Here is a 21294-nt window from a genome sequence, read left to right on the forward strand (position 1 = left end):
AATGTCTATACTTATAAAAAATGGCCATGTAGTTACGGCCTCCGAAAATTATAACGCCGATGTTTATATTGAAGGTGAGAAGATCATAGCCATTGGCCAAAATCTCACCTATAAAGCCAATAAGGTTATAGACGCTACTGATAAATTAGTGTTTCCTGGCGGAATAGACCCACACGTGCATCTAGATATGCCTTTTATGGGTACTTATTCTAGTGATGATTATGAGACCGGAACACGTGCCGCTTTACATGGTGGTACCACTATGGTAATTGATTTTATTTTGCAAACCCAAGGAGACACGCTTTATAATGCTTTAAAAACCTGGCAACAAAAATCAGAAGGGAAAGCCATTGGTGATTATTCATATCATATGGCAGTAACCGATTTCAATGAAAATGTTGCTAAAGAAGTGGTACAAATGATTGAAAAGGAAGGTATTATTTCCTTTAAAACCTTTATGGCTTATAAAGGTGCTTTAATGATTGATGACGGACAGATGGTGCAGCTTATGAAGGTAGTAAAAAAACATGGTGGCTTGGTCACAGTACATGCTACAAATGGAGATATGATAGATTCACTAATTGCCAAGAACAGAGCCCAAGGAAACTTGTCTCCATTATATCATTATCTGTCACAACCGGAAGTAACAGAAGCAGAGGCTTCAGCACGATTCGCAGACATGTTGCATTATACCGATTGCCCTGGATATATTGTACATATGACCTGTGAAGGCGCTCTGAATGCGGTAAGGCACGCTACTAAACGTAATCAAAAAGTATTTGTTGAAACCTGTACACAATATTTAATGTTAGATGCCTCTTTATATGAGAAAGATTTTGAAGGTGCTAAATGGGTGATGAGTCCTCCCTTACGGGAAAAGAAAGATCAAGAAGCACTTTGGTCTGGAATCAATCAAGGATTAGTACAGGTTGTGGGAACTGACCACTGCCCTTTTATGTGGGAACAAAAAAAGATGGGTAAGGATGACTTTTCTAAGATTCCAAATGGGCATCCGGCTATCGAACATCGCATGGAATTATTGTATTCAGAAGGCGTTCACAAAGGGAAAATATCATTAACAAAATATGTTGAAGTAGCCTGTACCAATGCGGCAAAAATATTCGGAATGTATCCTAGAAAAGGCACCATTGCTATTGGAAGCGATGCCGATGTCGTAATTTTTGATCCTAAAAAAGAACATACAATATCTGTAGAAACACATCATATGAATTGTGATTATTCAGCCTACGAAGGGCAAAAAGTAACTGGGAAAACCGAAACCGTACTATTAAGAGGGCAAGTAGCTATAGAAAATGACGAATGTTTGCTAAAAGCAGGTAATGGGCAATTTATAGCACGAGGAAAAACATCAAAAACAGTAATTTGATAAAATGAAATTTTGGATTTATCTTGAAAGGGAGCTTTCTGAGTTACTCCCTGATTTTGAAAAAATATTTGGAGTTAATAATCTTTATCGAGATTATGAAAATGTTTGGGAATGGATAGAATCTGAAGATGACAACTCAGAATATTATTTGAATATTAGTAGATCTCATGATTGGAGTAAAGGTGATTATGATAGACCAATTATGATAAAAATTAGATCTAACTCTAATAAAAAATTAAATGAAGAAGAAATTGCTAAAATGATAAAGGAAAAGTTCAAATGTGATGTATTTGTAGGTGAAATATTAGTTGAAAGTAGCGAGAATATCTTAATAAAAAATAGCAAAAAATATTAAAACAATAAGTTGATAAACATATAGTTATGCCAAGAAAAGTAAAATCAGGATTAATACAAATGAGCCTTCCGATGACAGAAGGAGAAGGGACGATACAAGAAATCATGGATGCCATGTACAACAAGCACATTCCTTATATTGAAGATGCGGGTAAACAAGGTGTGCAAATTTTATGTCTACAAGAAATATTCAATACTCCCTATTTCTGTCCTGGGCAAGATCGAGCATGGTATGCTTCGGCAGAAGCAGTTCCTGGGCCAACTATTGAGAAAATGCAAGCCTATGCTAAAAAATATGATATGGTAATTGTTGTACCGATCTACGAAAAAGAACAGCCCGGCGTATTATATAATACAGCTGCTGTTATTGATGCAGATGGTAAGTATTTAGGTAAATATAGAAAGAATCATATTCCGCATACCACTGGTTTCTGGGAGAAATTCTTTTTTAAACCTGGTAATTTGGGATATCCTGTTTTTCAAACCAAATATGCTAAAGTAGGCGTCTATATATGTTATGATCGTCATTTTCCCGATGGTGCGAGAGCCTTGGGGCTAAATGGTGCTGAAATCGTATATAACCCGTCAGCCACTGTGGCTGGGTTAAGTGAGTACCTATGGAAACTCGAACAACCTGCACATGCCGCTGCCAATGGTTATTTTATGGGCTGTATCAATCGTGTTGGTGAAGAAAAACCATGGGACCTAGGTAAATTTTATGGGCAATCCTATTTTGTGGACCCTCGCGGACAAATATTTGCAGAAGCATCACGTGATAATGATGAATTATTAGTTGCTGAGTTTGACCTTGATCTTATCGAAGAAGTACGTTCTACATGGCAATTCTTTAGGGATAGAAGACCTGAAACTTATGGACGTTTAACAGAACTATAGTCTATGGCTGAATATAAAAGACCAACCACACAAGAGGAGTTTGATAAAAATTTCAAACAGAAAAAACCTTTAATGAATAATACCGAAGCGTATTATGAAAGTTCTAGATGTTTATTTTGTTATGATGCTCCTTGTATACAAGCATGTCCAACACACATTGATATTCCACTTTTCATAAAGCAAATTCACACAAACAATGTAACGGGAGCAGCAAAAACTATTTTCGATGCCAACTGGCTTGGTAATGCCTGTGGAGTAGTATGTCCAACTGGAGTTTTATGTGAAGGTGCCTGTGTTTATAATCATCAAGATGTACCACCCATTCAGATTGGGCGTTTACAAAATTATGCAACTAATAAAACAATAGATTCTGGGAAAAAATTGTTTCAAGTAGGAGAATCTAATGGTAAAAAAATAGCCATCATTGGTGCAGGCCCTGCCGGAATTGCTTGTGCTTGTGAAGCCAGAACGCTAGGTTTTGAGGTTGATATTTTTGAGGCTAAGGAAAAACCCTCCGGTTTAACCGTGTATGGAATTGCACCTTATAAAATAACAAATGAAGAAGTATTAAAAGAAATTGATTATTTGCAAGATCAACTTGGGTTTAACATTCATTACAAATCGGGCATTAACTCAAAAGAGCAATTAAAACAATTAGAGCATGATTATGATGCCATTTTCTTAGGAGTTGGGTTAGGGCAAACACGTGAATTACAGTTAGAAGGTGAAAATAAGAAAGGTGTAGTTGGTGCGGTAGAATTTATAGAAGAATTACGAATGAAACAACATCGCATTTCGGTACCGGAAAAAGTAGTGGTTATCGGAGGAGGAAATACTGCTATGGATGCCGCTTCTGAATCTGCCCGTATGGGTGCTAGAAAAACAGTATTGGTATATAGAAATGGTAAAGAGCGTATGGGTGCGTATGGTTTTGAGTATGATCTAGCCATCAGTTCAGGTGTCGATAGCCTCTTTAACGCCACTCCTGTTGAAATTATTGGTGGTCAACATGTAGAAGGTGTCAAATTCCAGAAGACAGCGTCAATTGATGGGCAATTAAAGGTTATCGAAGGCAGCGAATTCATTGTAGCTTGTGATATGGTCATAAAAGCTACGGGACAGGCAAAACAAGGCCATTTTTATGCACTTATAGATAAGCTTTCAATTGATAATAAAACAAGAATTGAAGTAAATGAGCACTTTCAAACATCGAATGCTATGTATTTTGCTGGTGGAGATGCTATTAATGGAGGTGCAGAAGTTGTAAACGCTGCTTTTGATGGTAAGATGGCAGCGCAGGGTATGTTTCAATATTTAATTAAAAACTAAGAGTATGATCGATTTATCCATAAATTTTGCCGGAATTAAAGCACCAAACCCATTTTGGTTGGCTTCTGCGCCACCAACAAATTCGGGGTATCAAATAATGAAAGCTTTTGACGCAGGTTGGGGAGGTGCGGTATGGAAAACACTAGGTGTTCCGGTGGTTAATGTTTCTAGTCGCTACGGTTCAGTGAACTACCGCAATACCCGTATGATGGGGTTTAACAATATAGAATTGATAACAGATCGCCCGTTAGAAGATAATCTTCGAGAAATTGAAGAAGTAAAAAAATATTTTCCAGATCATGCTGTAATTGCCTCTTTAATGGTAGAAAGTAAGGCTGAGTGGCAGCAAATTATTAAAGACGTTGAAAATGCCGGAGCAGACGGCATCGAATTAAATTTTGGATGTCCTCATGGTATGTGCGAACGCGGTATGGGTTCTGCAGTAGGTCAAGAACCCGAAGTTTTAGAGACTATTGTTGGTTGGGTAATGGATGCTGCTAATATTCCAGTAATCACAAAATTGACCCCTAATATTTCTGAAATAACCGACCCCGGTTTAGCGGCTGTAAAAGGTGGTACCGATGCTATTTCGCTCATTAATACCATAAAAAGTATTGTAGGAATCGATTTAGACACTTACGCACCACTGCCCGTGGTTGATGGAAAGGGCACCAACGGTGGTTATTGTGGTCCCGCGGTAAAACCTATCGCAATGCATATGATTCGAGAATTGGCGCAGCACCCAAAAATTTCTAATACACCTATCTCTGGTATTGGAGGCGTAGAAACTTGGCGCGATGTGGTTGAATTTATCCTGTTAGGAGCAACTTCAGTTCAAGTATGCACTGCGGTAATGCATTATGGATTTGGCATTGTACGTGAAATGGAGGCAGGTTTACGCCAGTTTATGGAAGAAAAAGGCTACAATACAATTTACGACTTTGCTGGAAAGGCACTGCCTAATGTTACCGAATGGAAACATCTTAATTTAAAACATAAGGTAGTTGCTGAAATCAATAAAGATAAATGCGTGGGTTGTGAACTCTGCTATATAGCTTGTGACGATGGTGCACATCAAGCGATTGCCTTATCTGATGACCCTACCAATAGAATCCCTAGTATTATAGAAGAGAACTGTGTGGGGTGTAACCTATGCTCGCTGGTTTGCCCGGTTGAAGATTGCATTACGATGGAGAAACGAGATGATGGGACACAACATATAACCTGGGATGAACGAACACAGAACGATGATATTCCCGTAACCTTCAACGACGACAGAGCTGGAGGTAAACATCATTATGTACCAAAACCATCTGATGCGTTAAAAGCAAAATAAAAAACCCACCTTTTATTCAAAGGTGGGAAATTGCTATGAAAAAGATTTGTAAATCAAGTGATTTACACCATCTTAAGTCGTAAAGTTACAAAAAACCTTACAATTATTCTTTTGGTTTATATTTATATGATTCTTGAGAAATACCTGTTCCGCTTACGTATTCATTATTATGGTATTTTCCACCAATATTTACACTTTCTTTATAGTAAAAATTAGCAATACCGTGTTTTAAGTTATTCTGCCAGGTTCCTTCATATATCGATCCATTCGTGTAATAATAGACACCGTAACCGCTGCGAATACCATGGCTGTAATTTCCTTTGTATTTTGAGCCATCATGCCAAACATAAGTTCCTTGCCCATGTCGCTTGTCTTCAAACCAAAGCCCTGAATAGGTATCTCCATTATTCCAAGTAAATTTCCCATAACCATGTCTAAGGCCATTTTTCCATTCACCTTCATATGCTCCGCTTCTATATTGCATGGTGCCTTTACCAATATTACAATCACCAGCTATACACACTTCTTTCGGAATTGATTTCTTTTCTTTAGATTCTTTTGTTTTCTCTATTGCTTCTTCTATATCAGTATCATTTTGAGCAATAGTATTTTGACTTTGGCCAAATACAAAAAGAGGAGCGATTAGTAATAAGAATAATAATTTTTTCATGACGAGTCTTTATACATCTAACGTAAATATTAACCAAATAGTATATCTCGTATCTACTGGAAATGAAACAGTTATATTTCTGTTAAACTTTTAATAAAACTTAGCATCACATATTGCTATTCATTATTTTAGCTTGGCTAAAATTGAGATATGTTTAATAAGGTTTTTATTGTTTCTATACTGTGTTTGTTAATTTCATGTCAAAAAGAAAAAAAAGACAAACAATCGGTTGCCAAGAAAATAAACAATTCGGTAAAAGTTGTTGATTTTAAAGGGCTTGAACCTCTCTTAACTACAACAGATACTAAAACTTACGTAATAAATTTTTGGGCCACATGGTGTAAACCTTGTGTAAAAGAATTGCCTTATTTCAAAGAACTAGATAGCTTATATAGCGATGATAAACTTAGTGTAAAGCTTATAAGTTTAGACTTTCCGGAGAAATTAAATGATAAATTAATTCCATTTATTGAAAAACATCAGCTAAAATCAGAAGTGCTATTACTAGACGCTCCAAATGAAAATGAATGGATTCCGAAAGTAGATACCACTTGGTCTGGCGCTATTCCGGCTACGATCATATTTAATAAAGAAAAACGTGCTTTTTATGAGCAATCTTTTACCAGAGAACAATTATTTAATGAAGTAAAAAAATTCACAAAATCTTAAATTATGAAATATTTAAAATTAATCTTATTAATAGCAGTTGTTGGTGTTTTTTCAGCATATACCTTAACGGGATCGGGATACAAAGTAGGCGATCTTGCTGACGATTTTAAGTTAAAAAACATCGATGGAAAAATGATTTCTTTAGCAGATTATAAGGAAGCTAAAGGGTTTATCGTGGTATTTACATGTAATACTTGCCCCTATTCCGTGGCAAATGAAGATCGTTTGAATGCCTTAGATGCAAAGTATAAGAGTAAAGGATATCCTGTAATTGCGATCAATCCTAATAACCCTGCAGTGCAGCCTGGTGATAGTTTTAAATTAATGAAAGTTCGTGCAAAAGAAAAAGGATTCACCTTCCCTTATTTATTTGATGAAGGACAAAAAGTGTATCCTAAATATGGGGCCACCAAAACACCTCATGTTTACATATTAAACAAAGAAAAAGAAGGACTTCGGGTAAAATATATCGGTGCAATAGATGATAGTTCAAGAAATGAAGCTCGCGTAAAAACTAAATACGTAGAAAATGCAGTGGATGCATTATTGGAGGATAAAGAGATACCAACTACAAATACAAAGGCTATTGGTTGTTCCATCAAAGTTTAATGAAAAATATATTACAAATTAAAAAAGCCTGGCAGTTGCCAGGCTTTTTTATTAACTAACTTCAAATAATCTATAATGAATTAAGCAAAAAGCTTATTTACTCGTTTCTTTCCATAATTATATTGACTTTTTACAGCTTCTAATGTTTGAAACACTAAATCTTGCTGATTTCCAGCCAATTTAAATCCTCCTTTGATGGCTTTTTGAGTGACTTTTTGCCATTGCTCAGCAACATTTAACGATTCCGTTACAAACCCATCTGCTGTTGCTAAGGCAAATTCATTCGAATTTTTAACTGCTTTTTTAACATCTATGTTCTTGAAAGTCTTTTTCATGTTTTCTATATTTTTTTTCATCTGTTGTACCTTTAAAAGATTTATTTTTTAAGTAATTCTTTAGCTTGCGCTTTCCACTCAGAAATATTATACATCTTTGTATTCATACCTGCATCTGTCAATATTTTTTCAACACTTTTTAAAGTGGCGCTTGACAAACCTTGAAAAGAAGAGATTCCTGCAGCATTTAATGTAGCTTCCATTTTAGGACCAATTCCTTTAATAACTTTCAAATCATTAGTTACTTTAGTAACTTCTTTCGCTACCTTTTTTGCTACCGATTTCTTTGGAGCCGTCTTTTTCTTAGCTGGTGCTTTTTTAGTTTCTGGAGTTATTGCCTTTTCTACCTTCTCTTGAACGTCTTCAACAACATCTTCTACCTTCTCCTTTACTTCTTTTACTACATTCTTAGCTTTATCTTGTACATCTTCTGCAGTATCTTCTACTTTATCTTTTACATCTTCAATCGTCTCGTTCAATTCCTTTTTTAATTTATCCGCCATTTTTTCGGCTTTCTTAACCAAAGGGTTTTTCTTAATCTTCTCAGCAGTTTCTTCAGCCTTTTGAGCTAAAGGATGTCCCGTTACCATTCTTTTAGCTTGCGCTATCATTTTAGGGTCATAACCAACTAAGTTCTTTAAACGATCTGTACTTTGTTCTAACTGACCTTTGATAGTTTCTGCAGTATCAACAACCATATTGATTTGTTGTTTTGATAAAGGTTCTGCTTTTTTAATCAACTTAGACGTTAATTTTTGCCACTTCTCTCCAGTTTTCACTGTAGTTTCAATGGCATTAAAAGAGGCATCAATTAAATCGTTATTGATCTTTTTAACGATTTTTTTAGCGTTCTCTAGTTTTTTCGATTTTTTACTTTTTTTAGCTGTCATTTTATGTTGTTTATGTTTTATTCAAATGTTTATAGTGCAAAAGTAATTAGTGAGAGTTACAAATGAGTTACAAGAATGTTTATCAGTCTTTTAAAAAGAAAAAGGTCAAGACTTCATTTTGAAACTTGACCCTTTTAACTAACCTAACTCTATGAACTAATTTTTGCTAAACAATGTTTTTGATCTTTTAACACCGTTTAAAACGTGACCTTTAGCAGTTTCTAATGAGTCAAAAATCATATTTTGCTGCGTATCTGCTACTTTCAATCCGCCTTTTACTGCTTTAGCAGTTACCGTTTGCCATTTTGTAGCAGCATTAATCATTTCTGTAACCACTTCTTCCGTAGTTTTTAAAGCGAAATCGTTTGTTTTAGTAGCTACTTCTTTTACTGTATCTACAGTTTTAAAAACTTTGTTTGTTACTGTTTTTTTTGCTTTAGTTGCCATATCTTTTATATTTTTTAATTCTAAATTTTGCTTCAATTATTAAATCTGGGGCAAACATACAGCAGGTGAGTTACAAATGAGTTACAAGATAGTTTTAGGAAGTATTAAGAGTGAAATTCTTTAAAGACCTCGGTGTGAGTTCTATCAATAAAGTCCTAGAAGATAGCAGAACGATAAATCAGCTAATTTCTTCAATTTCTTTGATAAGTTTTTTTGTTTCGGGAAGTGGATCAATACCATATTCTTCATCAAGAATATCTACACATTTTTGATATGCTTTAATTGCCTGTGGGCGATTCCCTTTCGCAAGGTATGCTTGCATTTGTATACGATAAGCATCTTCCCAGGTAGAATCGATTGCCAATGCTTTTTGTGCTAAACGAATGCTTTCCAATGGATTTTCTTCAAGAATAATTTCTGCAAGTGTAATATAAGCTCCTAATATTAATAATTGAATTTTTTCACGCTCTTCTGATGACCAATCTTCGTAGATTCTATTTGGTAAATAGATTCCTTTATAGAGATCAATTGCGTTTTTATATGCTTTCTTAGCCTTTACATTGTCTGATCCGTAGTACTCGTTTCCAATAATTACATACTTTTCTAGAGCTTCAACATCGATCCAAACGTGATCCATTTCTAGTTGATAACTTAGGCCTTGTCTAATTAAATATTTAGGTTCTGTTCTCGGGGGTCTATTTGGCTCAAGAGCTTTATTAATGCCATGTAAAGCAACTTTAAAATCGCGATCATCACCTTCCTCCCAGAGATGATCCATTATTTTTTCTTTGTGAAGTGCATGTCTTTGGCGATTTGAAATCAAGTATTGCAATAATTGTACTGCCTTATCTCTTGCCCATTGTTTTGAATCAATTTTTTCATCATTTCGCCATACATTGAATTGCCCTAAAGTCTGAACTCTAATTTCAGCTTTGTCATAAAAATCTTTCAATTCCTGCAATTCGGGAGAAAGTGACATGGTACACTTATTTTTTACTTAACGCGTCAACTTTATTGTTGAGTTTCTTAATTTCTCTTGCCAATTGTTTTAAAGAATCTTGTACTTCTTTAAAGTCAGAACGCGAAGCATTCCGCCATTGATCTATTTGTACCTTTTCACCAATTTCTTCACCAATATTAGTAATCTGATCTTGTAATTGATCCTGAATATTTGAGAATTGTTTTTTAGGATCTTTTATAGTTTCTTTAATAATATGTGGCGCCATTGTTTTCATTGTCTTCCACATAGACAAACTCTTATGCAATATATTTTCCTGCTCTTCAGAAGATTGGTCTTTGGTGGCTTCACTCGTTAATTCAGAAAGTTTCTGCTGCATAAACTTTAAGGCATCATTAAAGTCTGAAAATCGCTTTTCATCACCATCTTGCACATGAGATATGCGTCCACGCCATTGTACTTTAGATTCGCCATCTTCTTCGTAAATACGTTGATTAAAACGTACCATAAACGAAGCTGTTTGTTCTGCTTTTTTAGCCATGGTATTTAATTTTATCCCGGTTCTTTTTCAGAACCAACTTCAATTTTTAATAATCCTCTAAAGGCGTCGTTTACGGTATTACCCTCATAAAGAACCTTATATACTTCTGTAGAAATCGGCATTTCTACTTTATAATCTTTTGCGAGTTCCATTACCACTTTTGCAGTTTTTACTCCCTCGGCTACTTCATTCATCTCCTCTATGATTTGATCTAAGCTTTTCCCTTGACCTAATTGAAATCCTACATGATGATTTCTACTCTTAGAACTAGAACAGGTTGCTACTAGATCTCCCATTCCAGCCAAACCGGCAAAGGTTCTGCGTTTTCCACCCATTGCAACTCCTAAACGAGTTAATTCTGATAGTCCTCTAGTAATAACTGCCGCTCTTGTATTATCGCCGGCATTAGCTCCGTCACCCATTCCAGAAGCAATTGCCATAATATTCTTAAGAGCTCCTCCAAGTTCACACCCTACCACATCATCATTTGTATAAACCCGAAATAATCCTGAACTAAAAACTGGCTGCAATTTTTTTGCAATGGTATCATCAACCATAGCAATTACGGCAGCCGCGGCTTTGCCAAAATGTATCTCTTTAGCCAAATTCGGACCTGTTAATACTCCTGCTGGATGTCCGGGCATTTCTTCTTCAATAATTTCAGTCATACGTTTCTTCGTGCCAATTTCAAGTCCTTTTGCCAAGCTAACAATAGGTATCCAGGCACGAATATGTTCTTTAGCCTCTAATAAAACCTTTCTAAAACTTTGCGAAGGAATTCCCATTACCACTAAATCGGCCTCTCTAACGGTCTCTTCAATGGAATTTGAAGCTTTTAATGACCTGGTTAATTTAGCATTTGGCAAGTATTTGTTATTTGTATGATATTCATTTATTTCGGCAACGGTATTCGGGTTTCTAGCCCAAATTATAGCTTCAGCATTCTTAGCTATAATCGAAGCAACTGTTGTGCCCCAAGAACCTCCACCAAGTATCCCAACTTTAAGTTTCATTTGATATTATTTTAGTTAATCTTCTAATTCTTTGACAAATAAATTACGTACTTCTTCTACATATTTCTCAACATACTTTGGTTTCCACTCAGAAGTATCAACAGGTTCTAATACTACCACTTCAATATGCGTAGGTTTAAACACCGAGCTCCCTTTAGGAAGTGCCATGTATGCATTCTTAATAACTATAGGTATGATGGGTACGCCTGCTTTCATAGCTAAGTGAAAAGCTCCTTTTTTAAATGGTCCTAATTCTTTGCTTCCACTTCTCGTTCCTTCTGGTGCTATTGCTACAGACATTCCTCCCTTTAAAACTTCGACCGCATGATTTAACGACTTTATTGCTTTCTCTTTATTTGATCTATCAATAAAAATTGCTCCAAAAGCTTTAAAGAGGGGGCCCATTGGGCTCATTTCTAGTTCTTTCTTCGCAATACCAGTAACGTCTTTTCTTAGTAATTTAGATAAGATAAAAAAATCTGCCGAGCTTTGATGGTTAAAGCAAAATACTGCAGGGCGATAATCTTCTAAGTTTTGTTTTCCTTTCACTGCAATATCTAGTCCGGCAAACTTAGTCCCTAAATCACCAATACTCGCCACCGTTGTATTAACGGCTTCTTGACGAGACATTGTAAGAGCCCCTTTTACTAAGCCTTTCACTACAGAAGGATACAGACTTGCGGCTGCTAAACCCGTTCTAAATGTATTTACAATCGGTTGATCATCAACTTCATCAAAGCGTAAAATAGACCATCCATTTTCAAAAGCCACTTGAGACAATCTATTATCTGGATTTGTTGCTATGGGATTTCCCACAATTTCTAATAAAGGATAGTCATCAAAACTATCGGTATAAAAGAAACTTTTAGAAAGATCTACATTATTTGCCTTTGCAAATTTCTTCCCAGCTTTTGCTTTGCCTTCTCCCCAACACATTTCGGTTATTTGGCCTGTAAAACGTCCTTTTTTCACTTCCATTTCTGTGCAGAAAATCTCTTCAACACCCAATTCATCTGCGAAAGGTTGTATTTGATAAGCGGTAGCCGCTGAAACAATTACTACGCGATGTCCTTTTTCCATATGCGAAGCAATTAAACTACGTGCTTCAGGATAAATGGTTTCGGCCAAGTAATCATCAAAAACCATTTTACCAAGTGCTTCGAACTCTTTTTCTTTAATCCCTTTAACGCCTAATGCCGATACTTTGGTTAATACTTCAAAGTCTCTATTTCCTGCCGAATACAATAAAACCGTAGCAAATTGAGATAATAACTCCTTTGAAGTTGATTTACCACTCAATAAGCGCGAAGTAACAAATCGTTTTGCGCTAAAATCTTTAATTAAAGTTCTATCGAGATCAAAAAAAGCTGCAATATGAGGCCCTTCTTCTTGACGTAAAACCTTTTCTGATATGGTTTCTATATCAGATCCAGGAACTGTTTCTTTTTCTTCTTCTTCATGCTCAATTTCCAGTGCTTTTCTTGTTGCTCGTAATTCTAACTTCTGCAATACATTGAATCGGTTGGTTAGTTCATCTAATTCTTCCATCCAGGCATCTAAGCGTTCATACTCTAATTGCCCACCAACTGGGGTTAGATTACTATTTTTAGCAAAACGTAATGCACTAACCAAGAACGGTTTTGAAACACTATCTAATCGTGTAATACGTGATTGCCAATGAAGTTCTTTCCCTTTAAATAAGCAAAGGTCTATAAACTCTGAATCTATGAAATCATCATCGAGATCCCAAGAATTTAAAGTGTGACAAACTACTTTATTTGCTTCCAAATAAATCAAAAGTATTCCTTTAGAAACATACAATTCTTGACGCTTTAACAAACCATAAATATCTCCTTTCGGGTCTGCGATTATTGTTCGCCAATCTTTATCAAATAAATTTAGTTCTTCTTCTATTTCGCTACTAAATTGAGGCTTATTTGTATAGAAAAATTCAAATTTAAACAGATTTCGCAATCGCATGATCTCTTCCCAAAAATGTATAATTCTATCTGAAGAAGTGTTATCTTTAATCTTGACCAAGGCCATTTCTATAAAGGCCCGGTGGTATAAATGTCCTGAAGACATATTTGCATAATAAGTAGCCGATAAATATTCGTTAGCGGCTAAGCTATATTGTGTTTTTCTACCAGCTTTGCTCTTTTGAATAATATGAGCGCTAAGCAATAAATTCAACGCTTTTTGAACTGTTACTCCAATTTTATTTCCACGATCAAGTAGTACATCTTCTTTACGTTGCTCAATATAATTCATGAGCCTAATCACATTCGCCTCAATCTCTTTTTTAGTGAGTGCAAAATTGTTAAGTAATACGTTACAAACTAATGAAACCGTAGTTACCGGAGTTATTGTATTCGCTTTATGGATCAGTTCGAATGCAAATCGGGGTAATGTATTCTTATCGGCATAACTCTGTTCTTCATCATCTGGAATAATCGCATTTCGATGTGCAGAAACATCTACGGGTTCACCAAAGCGTATTGCAGCACGTCCATATTGGTGGCCTAATTTTTTCATATAGTTCGCAAAAACTCCCAGATCTTCCGACCGCTTACTTTTACTTCCTCTACCTTCTTCGGTCATTTCCTTTACATCAGGAATTAGATCATATACAATAGAAACAGGTACGTACTTAATATCTCTAGAGCTTTCCTGTTCGCCTTCCATGATGTATTTTAAAATACCCATTTTAGGATATACTATTTTTCCGGTACGTGAGCGGGTTCCTTCTATATTCCACGTTAAGTGGTCTCCCTTTTCAATTAGATAAGAAATATAGTGACGTAAAGAGGCCTTATATACTTCATCGTCTTTAAAACTCCGTCGTAAGAAAATGAGCCCCGAATTTTTTCCTAGCTGTTTAATTCCAGGCATAGCCAAATTAATTCCTCCAAAGAAATAAGGGATTGGCATACCATATCCTGCTAAGGTATTAATAAGAACAACGGTATCTAAATAAGTCTTATGAGTGAGAATAAACGCAACGGAGTTTTTGCGCATTAATTTCATTAGCCATTTTATCTCTTGCGGGTCAACATCTATTTTATCTTCGTATGCCTTAGACATCATATATTCAAACCCCTTAAGTGTTGCCATATTTGCAAAAGGGTCTTGCTTAGCATACATTTCTGCAATACAAGCTTCGGCTTCTTTTTGAACATCATCAAGTTTTCGCTTTTGCGATTTGGCTATCTTCTTTAGCTCTTCTTGAAACTTGGGTTGATTAATGACTTTTTGCACTTAGATACTATTTTAAGATACTAATTTACAGAAATGAAGCCCTCATAGCTGGTTTTTGTATAAAAAATTACGTTATAAAGGGGTTTTGGTCAAAAAATATAACTGTTCTATTATTTGACAAATAGCAAATCTCTAACGATCTCAAGTTTTTTTCGTTCCCAAAAACGTGGGAAAAATAAATTCTCAAGCTTCGTGATTAGCCCTTTTGGCGCTTCACCTTGCGTGTTTTTAATAAGTGTATTTGCTACTGTAACCAATACTGAGGCATTAGCTCCCAAGCCAATATGACTGCCATATACTTCTATATTGGTAATATCATTTCGCAACGTTTCGGCTTCTAAGCAATGTTTCCAAGGTACTAATCCGTCTGTTTTTGTATAAATACAGGTAATCGGTACTTGAGGTATTTCTTCTAATTCTTTTAAAAATTTAGCGTTGCGTTCTCGTAATGTCCTTCCACGTAAAAATTCGAGTACCCGAACTAAAGGAGTTTGCATATTTTTTACACCCCAAACTGGTGATCCAATGGTAATTAATTGCTCTACTTTTTCTGGATATCGATTGGCTATGATTTTCGCAAAAATTCCGCCTCCGCTCCAACCTACAAGACTTACTTTTTCTTGATGGATTTCATAAATTTCGTCTAAACGCTCCACTAACTTTGGCAGGTATTTAGAACTAATCATATTTACACCAAGATCCCATTTATAGGTTTTAAAACCAACCGCTTTTAGATATTTACGAACAAATTTTGTAGAGTGATCATTCCCTAAATATGGAGGCATTAATAACACAGGTTTATTATTACCCTTTTTTCTTTTAGGTATTAAGTGATATAAGCCAACCATTGTGCTCCACTCAATGATGGAACGACTTTCTAAAACCATATTAAACAATGGTGGGGCAGCAATGTTTTTATTAATTCGCGAGATCTCTTTACGGAAGTGCTGAACGATCTTCGTTGAAATGTCTTTGGTTTCTTTTGTTGATTTTTCATTGTTAATACTCTCTAACACTAAAATAAGTGTTACATAATCTCTATCGGGTCCAAAATCTTCGCAAACAGAAACGCAATTATTAAGTAAAGTAATAAGTGTTTCTTTATCGAATTCGTCATTCTTAATAGATTTTAAAATCAGTTTCTCATATGGGTGATTTTCAAATTTTGATGCCACTAAATCTTTTGATTTCTTTAGTGTAAAACCTTTAGATAAGGCAACTTTAATGGCCAATTTCGTAAATGATTTGTAGAGTGTTTTGTTGTTTTCCATAATTAGTTTTTAGCATCAATGCGCGTATTGAGCCAATTAATAAAATCTCTTTCCACTTCTTCTTTATTAATTTCATTTAGCATTTCATGCCTTCCTCCTTCATAAATTTTTATCGTTAGGTCGTTAATACCTGCTTTTTTGTATTGCTTCGCTACTTTTTTTACGCCAGTGCCCATTTCACCAATGGGGTCTTTGTCTCCAGAAAAAATATAAATAGGTAAGTGCTTTGGCGTTGCTTCGAACGTTGATTTTTCGTTGATCTTTTTACTTCCTTTTAGAATGTCTATAAAAATACTTGTTGAAAAGTTCTCAATTCTCAAGGGGTCAGCTTCAAAAAGGTCTACCTGTTTTTCATCGCGACTTATCCAATCTACCTTCGTTCTGTTAGGCTTAAATTTTTTATTGAACTCTGTAAAGAATAATGATTTAAGCGTTGTGCTACTATGTTTTTTTCCTTTAAAAAACTTTACAACATTGGCTCCAGCCAAACCAACCGTGCCTAAACCTTTCATATAACTAGCAGTACCAGATAAAACTAATGCTTGTAAATCATTACCATATCTAGTAACATATTCTCTACTTAGCAATGAGCCCATGCTATGACCAAATAAAATGATTTTTTGATTAGGGTGTTCTTCTTTTATAAGCTTTGTAAGTTCTCGCATATCTTCAACGGCGTCGTTGAAGTAGTTTTCACCATCATAGAAGCCTAATTGTTCTTTAGATTTTACAGAGTTTCCATGTATTCTATGGTCATTAGCAAATACTTCATAACCATGTTCTTGAAGCAGCGAAGCAATTGGAATATAGCGTCCGGCATGTTCACCGATGCCATGTGCTATTTGCACAATTCCTTTGGGGTTTTTGCTTTGCCAGTGATAGTAAAAAATCTTCTCGCCATCATTAGCTATAAATGTATTCGTATTATAATTCATTAGTCATTCTTCAAAAAATCAGCTACGAGTTGCATTACTTTCTTTTGATGCGCAGCTGATCCGTCTATCAATATTCTTCCCTGTATTTTAAGTTCTTCAAATAATAGTTCTTTAGTATACAACGCCATCAATACTTCGTCTCTTATTTTTAAGGTAGCTTTAGTTTTGGATAGCTTCTGTTTCTTTAACACACCTTCCTTTAATTGCCAAGTTGCTTCAGATCCATCTTTTAATAGTACTTTAAAGCCATAAGCTTCTTTGTGTTTTTTGGCACTTTTAGGGTCGCTTTTAAGATACTTACGTAATCTATTAAAGAATACCGTACTTTCTATTTTAACAATTTTAGCCTCTTCTTTTTTCTTCCCTCTTTTTTTGATAATCTCTTCTAATTCATTTGCCGATTCACGAATATATCTAGAGAATTTATCAGCGTCGGGCATTGTATAGGCATCAGAAGTTGTTGTAATTGTAACCTGACCATTATAGCTAAACGCAGCAATAATCAGCCCAAAACCATCAAGAACTGGGGTAAGGCCAAAGGTGGTTACAATTTTATGCCCACGTAAATATAACATCCCGCTTGGGCCTGGAACATTGGTGATTGTTACATTAAATGGAGGGCGTACTAATTCTTTGATATCATAACGGCTATACAAGCCTGCGGCAAGATTGGCTAAACCAAAAGGCACACTCTCTGCCATTTGCATTAAGCTTTTAGCACCTACGGCCTTATGGCGGCTTTTACCAATTTCTGTTTGTTCTTGTATATACTCCAATCGTTCAATAGGGTCTCCAATATGAGTCGCGATTGGTATAAGCATATTAGAGATTTTATTCTCCATTTTTTGTTTTTGACTTTCTACGCGAATAGAAATTGGCACATTAGCGACCAATGATTGAGAGGGTAATTTTTCGCGTTCGATGAGATATCTTCTCAAAGCTCCTGCGCACATGGCCAAGATTAAATCATTAATACTAACTCCCATTATCTTTCTAAGCTTATTTATCCTGTCAAAAGAGAGAATGGCTGTTCCCCATGTTCTTTTAGGGGATACATTTTTATTGAAAATAGTGCGAGGAACCGAAAATGATCGTCTATTAAATGCTTTTTTACCTTTTAATTTTTTATTTGCTTGCCCTTTTATAAGTGCAATCGCAGTTTCACCAATAGTAACTGGTGCTTTTAAAGGGTCTTTTATGAACTTTGAGGAGCTTTTCAATAATAAGCTAAGCTCATCTGGAAGTGGGTCCGGTTCATAAGGTTTTGGTAATGGAATCGACTTACGCCTATCTTCTTTTTCTCTATCGAATAACAAACCCATTATACCAACACCCGAAGCCCCATCGATCATTACATGATGTACCTTAGTAACGATGGCTACTGATCCTTTCGGAATTTGCGAAATTTCATCTAGGCCTTCAATAAAACTAATTGACCATAACGGTCTTCTTAAATCTAATGATCCGCTAAATATTGTAGCGGTTATTTCGCGCAAAGTTTTCCAATTAGCAGGGTCTGGTAATTTAATTCGATCTAAATGAAGGTCAATATCAAAGTTTGGATCATCTACCCAATACGGATAATCGAGATTAAATGGCACATTTAATAAGCGCTTCCTAAACTTTGGCATTAGGTGTAATTTAGAAGCCAAAATTGCTTTAAAATCCTCAAAATTAAGAGAGCCTTCCACAATGGTTAATGAACCGATATGCATTGGGCTGGTAGGTGATTCAGCGTATAAAAAAGTGGCGTCTTGTGCAGAAATTTGCTCGATAGAGCTATCTAATGCATCGTCTAAAATATCTTTAATTACTTTTTTTGCCATAGGTGTTGCTTATACATAGTTTAAAACTATGTCAGCTCTGCAATATAAAGAATTTAGAACAATTTTCTAAAGTGAGAATAACTTCGGGAAAATAGAAAACGCAGCTATGAAAGAATTTGTTTATTGTTTTTGGAGAAATGTTGCTACTCTTTATCGCGCAAGAATTGCTCTTTATACTGCGCTTTTTTTAGTTGTTTTCTTTTTATAACAGATTTTTTAGTGTACTGTTTTCTCTCCCTTAATTCTTGAAGCACTTTAATATTTTTGAATTTACGCTTATACCTTTTAAGCGCTCTATCTATATTCTCACCTTCTTTTACAGTAATTTTAATCATTGAAAATAGTTTTTGTTAATTTTAATTTAAAGCCAAAAGTAATATCTCATCACAAAAGCAATTAAAACTTTGTGTAGTTATGAAAGAGTATAAAAATTGAAACAGTAAGAATCTTTTTGGGAAAATGCGATCGACGAACTAAATAATCGCTAAAAATTAAAACTGAAAATCTTATGATTTTTCAAGAATGAAACCCTTGCTCTATGGTGTAAAAGTATGACTAATAATTGGAATCAACTATTATATTTAATAAAAGTGGAGACGGAGGGACTCGAACCCTCGTCCAAACAAGCAATTAAAGTGCTTTCTACATGTTTAGTTTTTGTTTGGTTTTAGACTAAAAGCTGACCAAAAACTGCCTACTTAAAGCTTAGCCTCTTAAATTTCGAATTACTATCGAAGCACTATTAATTCTAGGTTTACTTTTACGATGCCTCTTATTAGAACGCCATAAACCAAGGCTTTCAAGAAACATTTAGCTTGTACACCTTGTGTACCAGGGCTTGAATCTTACTATAATTCAGATTATTAAGCAGCTAAAGCGTAGTTATTCTCGCCGTTTAAAGTTTTGAAAATGATTTTTACGAGTGCTATTTCATTGCTCGACATGCTTACAGTTCAACTGATCTTGCTGTCAAAACCAGTCGTCCCCAATATTTCAAAGAAAGTGCGCAAATCTACAAAAAAATTAATCATCTTCGTTTGCGAAAATCTTTAATTCATAATACCTTGCGGCAAATTTTATACCAAATTAACTGAATGAAAATTGCCCTAATAAAAGAGCGAAAAAACCCACCCGATCGTAGAGTTGTTTTTTCACCTAAAGGATTAGCCCAAGCGCGAGATCAATTCCCTCAAGCCCAATTTGTTGTTGAAAGTTCTAATATCCGTGTTTTCCCAGATAAAGCATATGAAGATTTAGGGTTTACTATAACCGATGACGTAAGTGATTGTGATATATTATTAGGAGTTAAAGAGGTTCCTATTGATGAATTGATTCCAAATAAGAAATACTTTTTCTTTAGTCATACTATCAAAAAACAGCCCTACAATAGAAAGCTATTAAAAGCTATTCTAGACAAAAAAATCGAACTATTTGATCATGAAACTATCGTTAAGAAAAATGGCTTAAGACTTATTGGGTTTGGTCGTTATGCCGGTTTGGTCGGTACTTATAATGGTTTTAGAGCGCTTGGTTTAAGAGATGGGTTATTTAATTTACCTAAAGTTGAAAGTCTAGCTGATTTGGATGAGGTAAAGAAAGAACTTGATAAAATCACAATCCCTAACATTAAGATTTTACTCTCTGGAACCGGAAAAGTGGCCTATGGGGCGAAAGAGATTCTAGATCATTTAAAGATCAAGCAGGTTAGTGATGCCTTATATCTTACTTCTAAGTTTACGGAGCCGGTTTATTGCATGGTAGATGTAATGGAATACAGTAAACGAAAAGACGGAAAAGTAGGTGATAAATATGAGTTTTACGATGATCCTTCTGGTTATGAAAGTAATTTTATGCCTTATGCCAAGGAAACCGATCTATTTATTGCCGGACATTTTTATGGAGATGGAGCGCCATACCTGTTCACTAGAGAAGATGCTAAGCATAATGACTTTAATATTAATTTAGTTGCCGATATAAGTTGTGATATAGACGGCCCTGTTGCAAGCACTTTAAGAGCATCAACCATTGCCGATCCTTTTTATGGGTATGATCCGATTACTGAAAAAGAAGTTCCCTTTGATAAAAATGGAGCAATTGCAGTTATGGCTGTAGATAATTTACCTTGTGAACTGCCAAAAGATGCTAGTGAAGGTTTTGGAAACATGTTTTTAGAAGCCGTAATTCCTGCCTTTTTCAATAATGATGAAGATGGTGTTTTATCTCGTGCTCAAATGACTAAAAATGGTGAATTGACCGAACGCTATAATTATCTACAAGACTATGTAGACGGTAAAGAGCAATAAATGCAGTCGGATAAACAGTTTTTAATCGACTTGGCTCATTTTAAAATGCCTTATGGAAAATATAAAGGTACTTTTTTAATTGACCTTCCAGAGCATTATGTGGTTTGGTATCATCGCAAGGGGTTTCCTAAAGGAAAATTAGGAAACATGCTTGGTTTGGTTTATGAATTGAAATTAAATGGGCTTGAAGATTTAGTTCGAAAAATTCGCACAAAATAGGTCTATAAATTTTTGTTAAATCAGACCAAAGTCAAGCGTTTCTGTTGCAC

Annotated in this window: 21 protein-coding genes and 1 other RNA gene; 9 read left to right on the forward strand and 13 right to left on the reverse strand. The window is 35.3% G+C overall.

Annotated elements, in window-relative coordinates; all coding sequences use genetic code 11:
- Position 1: 1 nt before the first annotated feature.
- The 5 genes from hydA to preA are packed head-to-tail and all read left to right on the forward strand — an operon-like array spanning position 2 to position 5300.
- Positions 2 to 1387 (forward strand): dihydropyrimidinase, encoded by a 1386-nt coding sequence (gene hydA / locus AC1EUU_RS11035; RefSeq protein WP_480201479.1) that lies wholly within the window; start codon positions 2 to 4, stop codon positions 1385 to 1387.
- Positions 1388 to 1391: 4 nt separating this feature from the next.
- Positions 1392 to 1742, forward strand: a complete 351-nt coding sequence (locus tag AC1EUU_RS11040; RefSeq protein WP_480201480.1) for a hypothetical protein — start codon at positions 1392 to 1394, stop codon at positions 1740 to 1742.
- A 26-nt stretch (positions 1743 to 1768) separates the two neighbouring features.
- On the forward strand, positions 1769 to 2635 hold the full coding sequence (locus AC1EUU_RS11045) for a nitrilase-related carbon-nitrogen hydrolase (protein WP_480201481.1): 867 nt from the start codon (positions 1769 to 1771) through the stop codon (positions 2633 to 2635).
- Positions 2636 to 2638: 3 nt separating this feature from the next.
- Positions 2639 to 3964, forward strand: coding sequence for an FAD-dependent oxidoreductase (locus AC1EUU_RS11050; RefSeq protein ID WP_480201482.1), 1326 nt, complete (start codon positions 2639 to 2641; stop codon positions 3962 to 3964).
- Between the two features lie 4 nt (positions 3965 to 3968).
- Entirely contained in the window at positions 3969 to 5300 is a 1332-nt protein-coding gene (preA, locus tag AC1EUU_RS11055; RefSeq protein WP_480201483.1) for an NAD-dependent dihydropyrimidine dehydrogenase subunit PreA, read from the forward strand.
- A 103-nt stretch (positions 5301 to 5403) separates the two neighbouring features.
- On the opposite strand, the gene AC1EUU_RS11060 is transcribed toward preA, so the two are convergent.
- Complete coding sequence (locus AC1EUU_RS11060; RefSeq protein WP_480201484.1) at positions 5404 to 5970, reverse strand: MORN repeat-containing protein; 567 nt, start codon at positions 5968 to 5970, stop codon at positions 5404 to 5406.
- 150 nt (positions 5971 to 6120) lie between these two features.
- Between AC1EUU_RS11060 and AC1EUU_RS11065 the strand changes: the two genes are divergently transcribed.
- Both AC1EUU_RS11065 and AC1EUU_RS11070 read left to right on the forward strand, forming a co-directional pair.
- Complete coding sequence (locus AC1EUU_RS11065; protein WP_480201485.1) at positions 6121 to 6639, forward strand: TlpA disulfide reductase family protein; 519 nt, start codon at positions 6121 to 6123, stop codon at positions 6637 to 6639.
- Between the two features lie 3 nt (positions 6640 to 6642).
- Entirely contained in the window at positions 6643 to 7248 is a 606-nt protein-coding gene (locus AC1EUU_RS11070) for a thioredoxin family protein (RefSeq protein ID WP_480201486.1), read from the forward strand.
- A gap of 80 nt (positions 7249 to 7328) precedes the next feature.
- Here AC1EUU_RS11070 and AC1EUU_RS11075 read toward each other — a convergent pair whose 3' ends face one another.
- From AC1EUU_RS11075 to ssrA, 12 genes are all read right to left on the reverse strand, one after another.
- The gene (locus AC1EUU_RS11075) at positions 7329 to 7583 is read right to left on the reverse strand and encodes a hypothetical protein (protein ID WP_480201487.1); all 255 of its coding nucleotides are present in this window, start codon (positions 7581 to 7583) and stop codon (positions 7329 to 7331) included.
- 41 nt (positions 7584 to 7624) lie between these two features.
- Entirely contained in the window at positions 7625 to 8473 is an 849-nt protein-coding gene (locus tag AC1EUU_RS11080; RefSeq protein WP_480201488.1) for a hypothetical protein, read from the reverse strand.
- A gap of 156 nt (positions 8474 to 8629) precedes the next feature.
- Positions 8630 to 8920 (reverse strand): hypothetical protein, encoded by a 291-nt coding sequence (locus AC1EUU_RS11085; RefSeq protein WP_480201489.1) that lies wholly within the window; start codon positions 8918 to 8920, stop codon positions 8630 to 8632.
- A 178-nt stretch (positions 8921 to 9098) separates the two neighbouring features.
- Positions 9099 to 9899: an AfsR/SARP family transcriptional regulator gene (locus AC1EUU_RS11090; protein ID WP_480201490.1), complete on the reverse strand. Its 801-nt coding sequence runs from the start codon at positions 9897 to 9899 to the stop codon at positions 9099 to 9101.
- 7 nt (positions 9900 to 9906) lie between these two features.
- A complete protein-coding gene (locus AC1EUU_RS11095) occupies positions 9907 to 10419 on the reverse strand; it encodes a hypothetical protein (RefSeq protein ID WP_480201491.1) in 513 nt (170 codons plus the stop codon).
- Positions 10420 to 10430: 11 nt separating this feature from the next.
- Positions 10431 to 11432: an NAD(P)H-dependent glycerol-3-phosphate dehydrogenase gene (locus AC1EUU_RS11100; RefSeq protein WP_480201492.1), complete on the reverse strand. Its 1002-nt coding sequence runs from the start codon at positions 11430 to 11432 to the stop codon at positions 10431 to 10433.
- Positions 11433 to 11447: 15 nt separating this feature from the next.
- Positions 11448 to 14690, reverse strand: coding sequence for an HAD-IB family hydrolase (locus tag AC1EUU_RS11105; RefSeq protein ID WP_480201493.1), 3243 nt, complete (start codon positions 14688 to 14690; stop codon positions 11448 to 11450).
- 110 nt (positions 14691 to 14800) lie between these two features.
- A complete protein-coding gene (locus tag AC1EUU_RS11110; protein ID WP_480201494.1) occupies positions 14801 to 15961 on the reverse strand; it encodes an alpha/beta hydrolase in 1161 nt (386 codons plus the stop codon).
- 2 nt (positions 15962 to 15963) lie between these two features.
- On the reverse strand, positions 15964 to 16896 hold the full coding sequence (locus AC1EUU_RS11115) for an alpha/beta hydrolase (protein WP_480201495.1): 933 nt from the start codon (positions 16894 to 16896) through the stop codon (positions 15964 to 15966).
- Positions 16896 to 18722, reverse strand: coding sequence for a WS/DGAT/MGAT family O-acyltransferase (locus AC1EUU_RS11120; protein WP_480201496.1), 1827 nt, complete (start codon positions 18720 to 18722; stop codon positions 16896 to 16898). The genes AC1EUU_RS11115 and AC1EUU_RS11120 overlap by 1 nt, the downstream gene beginning before the upstream one ends.
- Positions 18723 to 18865: 143 nt before the next feature.
- Positions 18866 to 19057, reverse strand: coding sequence for a 30S ribosomal protein S21 (gene rpsU / locus AC1EUU_RS11125; RefSeq protein ID WP_480201497.1), 192 nt, complete (start codon positions 19055 to 19057; stop codon positions 18866 to 18868).
- A 253-nt stretch (positions 19058 to 19310) separates the two neighbouring features.
- Positions 19311 to 19709, reverse strand: a transfer-messenger RNA (tmRNA) gene (ssrA, locus tag AC1EUU_RS11130).
- A gap of 107 nt (positions 19710 to 19816) precedes the next feature.
- Between ssrA and AC1EUU_RS11135 the strand changes: the two genes are divergently transcribed.
- Complete coding sequence (locus AC1EUU_RS11135; RefSeq protein ID WP_480201498.1) at positions 19817 to 21025, forward strand: NAD(P)-dependent oxidoreductase; 1209 nt, start codon at positions 19817 to 19819, stop codon at positions 21023 to 21025.
- Positions 21026 to 21244 carry a DUF3820 family protein gene (locus tag AC1EUU_RS11140; protein ID WP_480201499.1) on the forward strand — a complete coding sequence of 73 codons (219 nt, stop codon included), beginning with the start codon at positions 21026 to 21028 and terminating at the stop codon, positions 21242 to 21244.
- Positions 21245 to 21294 lie beyond the last annotated feature (50 nt).

The organism is Maritimimonas sp. 2205BS37-2 (assembly GCF_056591755.1).